Origin of the sequence: Aeromonas sp. HMWF014 (genome assembly GCF_963878295.1) — a bacterium.
GTDB lineage: Bacteria > Pseudomonadota > Gammaproteobacteria > Enterobacterales > Aeromonadaceae > Aeromonas > Aeromonas popoffii.
Window position 1 is genome coordinate 4,247 of record NZ_CAWNYS010000550.1, and the last position, 2,381, is coordinate 6,627.

At 61.6% G+C, this 2,381-nt stretch carries 2 protein-coding genes; both read right to left on the reverse strand.

What is annotated here, in order from left to right:
• Positions 1–1,478 (reverse strand): phosphoenolpyruvate carboxylase (locus tag AAC083_RS23465; RefSeq protein ID WP_258224818.1); only part of this gene is annotated, 1,478 nt, incomplete at its 3' end.
• A 214-nt stretch (positions 1,479–1,692) separates the two neighbouring features.
• The coding region (locus AAC083_RS23470; protein ID WP_258224819.1) for a M20/M25/M40 family metallo-hydrolase at positions 1,693–2,381 on the reverse strand (689 nt) is incomplete at its 5' end.

A 2,381-nucleotide genomic window follows, 5' to 3' on the forward strand; every position in this document is an offset into this window, starting at 1 on the left:
TTGCAGCCAGCCTCTTTGAGCAGCAGTTGCACCGCCAGCACGTCGGATGGTGCGCCGGCCATGGAGATGATGTAGATGCCGAATGCATCGGGATCGTGACCGGCGATCACCCGACAGGTGTCTATGGTTTCGCGGGTCTCGTCGCTCGGTTCCCAGTCGGTCGGGATCAGCGGGCGGCGTGAGTTCAGCTCGTTGAGCAGGAAGGCTTGCTTGTCGTCCTCGCTCCACTCGGCGTAGTCGCCCATACCGAGGTAACGGGTCAGCTCGGAGAAGACCTGACCATGGCGTTCACCATCCTGACGGATGTCCAGCTTGACCAGATGGATGCCGAAGCAGGCCAGCTTGCGCAGCACGTCCAACAGCATGCCGTCGGCGATGTTGCCCATGCCGCAGGCGTGCATTGAGTGGTAGCAGAGCTCCAGCGGCTCGCGCAGCTGGGCCGTGGTCTTGACCAGATCCCGGCTCTCGCTCACCTGACCCTGCACCTTGGCGGTGAGAAATTCCTGGGTTTCGCGCAGCTGTTCACGCAGCTCGCGCACCAGGGCGCGGTAGGGCTCGGGGTGATCGCCCACCCGCTCGCGCACGGCGTCGGTGCAGTCGGACATGGAGAGCTCGGAGGTGAGCTCCTTGATGTCCTTGTAGAAGAGGCTCACTGCCATCCAGCGGCCCAGCTCCAGCACCTCTGCGGTCACCTTGGCGGTGACGAAGGGATTGCCGTCACGGTCACCGCCCATCCAGGAGGTGAACTTGACCGGCGCGGCATCCAGCGGCAGCCGCACACCCAGGTGCTGTTGCAGACGCTCGTCCAGGTTGCGCATGAATTCGGGAATGGCCGGCCACAGGCTGTTTTCCACCACGGCAAAGCCCCACTTGGCTTCGTCCACCGGGGTCGGGCGCTGCTCGCGGATCTCGTTGGTGTGCCAGGCCTGGTTGACCAGCTGTTCGATGCGATTGAGGATCTTGTCCCGTTCGCGGGGCAGCAGATCGGAGAGTTCCAGCGCCTCCAGGCAGTCGTTGAGCTGGACGTGCTTGTGGATCAGGGTGCGACGGGTCACCTCGGTCGGGTGAGCGGTCAGTACCAGATCGATATCCAGCTCGCGCACGGCCTGGATGATGGCCTCCTGCGTCAGGTTGGAGGCCTTGAGCTTGGCGAACATCTGCTCCAGCGGGTCCGGGGTGCAGACCTGCTCTTCGCAGCGACGGGAGATGGTGTGGAACTGTTCGGCCACGTTGGCCAGGTTGAGGAACTGGCTGAAGGCGCGGGCTACCGGCAACAGCTCGTCATCGCTCAGGGTGCGCAGGGTATCGAGCAGACGTTCCCGGTCAGCCTCATTACCTTTGCGGGAGGATTTGGCCAACTGGCGAATGGTTTCGATCTTGTCGAGGAAGGCCTCTCCTTGATGATCCTTGATGGACTTGCCCAGCAGTTGACCCAGCATGCCTACGTTGGCGCGTAGCGCGGCGTACTTTTCGTTCATTCCACATCCTTATCTGGTTGGTGTCTCTCTCCATCCGAGGTGAGAGACAGCCTCACTTATTGTTGTGTGATTACAACATATGCTCCGTCATCTTAGGGCGACAATCTACCCAGATTATCTGCGCAAGGTCAAATAACAGGCCGATTCAGAACATGTATTTCCCTCACCTGTCCCGAGGCGGCATGTTATGTAACTTACTTACATTTTCGTCAACTCAGAGGCAAAACCGGCGGATCAGGTGTTGCAGCACCGCCGTGGTCGGCTTGACGAAGGAGAGATCCAGGTATTCGTCCGGTTGATGGGCCTGAGTGATATGGCCAGGGCCCAGCACTATGGTCTGGCATCCCAACTGCTGGATAAAGGGTGCCTCGGTGCAGTAGTTGACCGACTCGGCCGCCCGACCGCTCGCCTTCTCGGCCTCGCGCACCAGCTCTGAGTCATCCGCGCAGGCATAGGCGGGGATGGGTTCGTGCAGGTGTTGCAGGTGCAGGCAGCCCGGCTGGTGGATTTCGATGGGGGAGAGCGCCTCCTTCAGCATGCCCATCAGCTCGTCTGGCCCCACCTGCGGGGTGGGGCGCATATCTATGTGCAGTTCACAGCAGCCGCAGATGCGGTTCGGGCTGTCGCCACCCTGGATGTAACCGAGGTTCAGGGTCGGTTGCGGCACCGCGAACCGGTAGTCGGCATAAGTCTCTTCCAGATGCAGCTGCAGGCGCAGCACCCGACCCATGGCCTGATGCATGATCTCCAGCGCATTGACGCCGTTGGCGGGATCCGAGCTGTGACCGCTCTTGCCGGTAATGCGGATCGCCTCCGACATGTGTCCCTTGTGGGCCACCACAGGCACCAGTCCGGTGGGTTCGCCGATCACCGCGTAGTCGGGTTTGATCTCGGCTGCGGCGG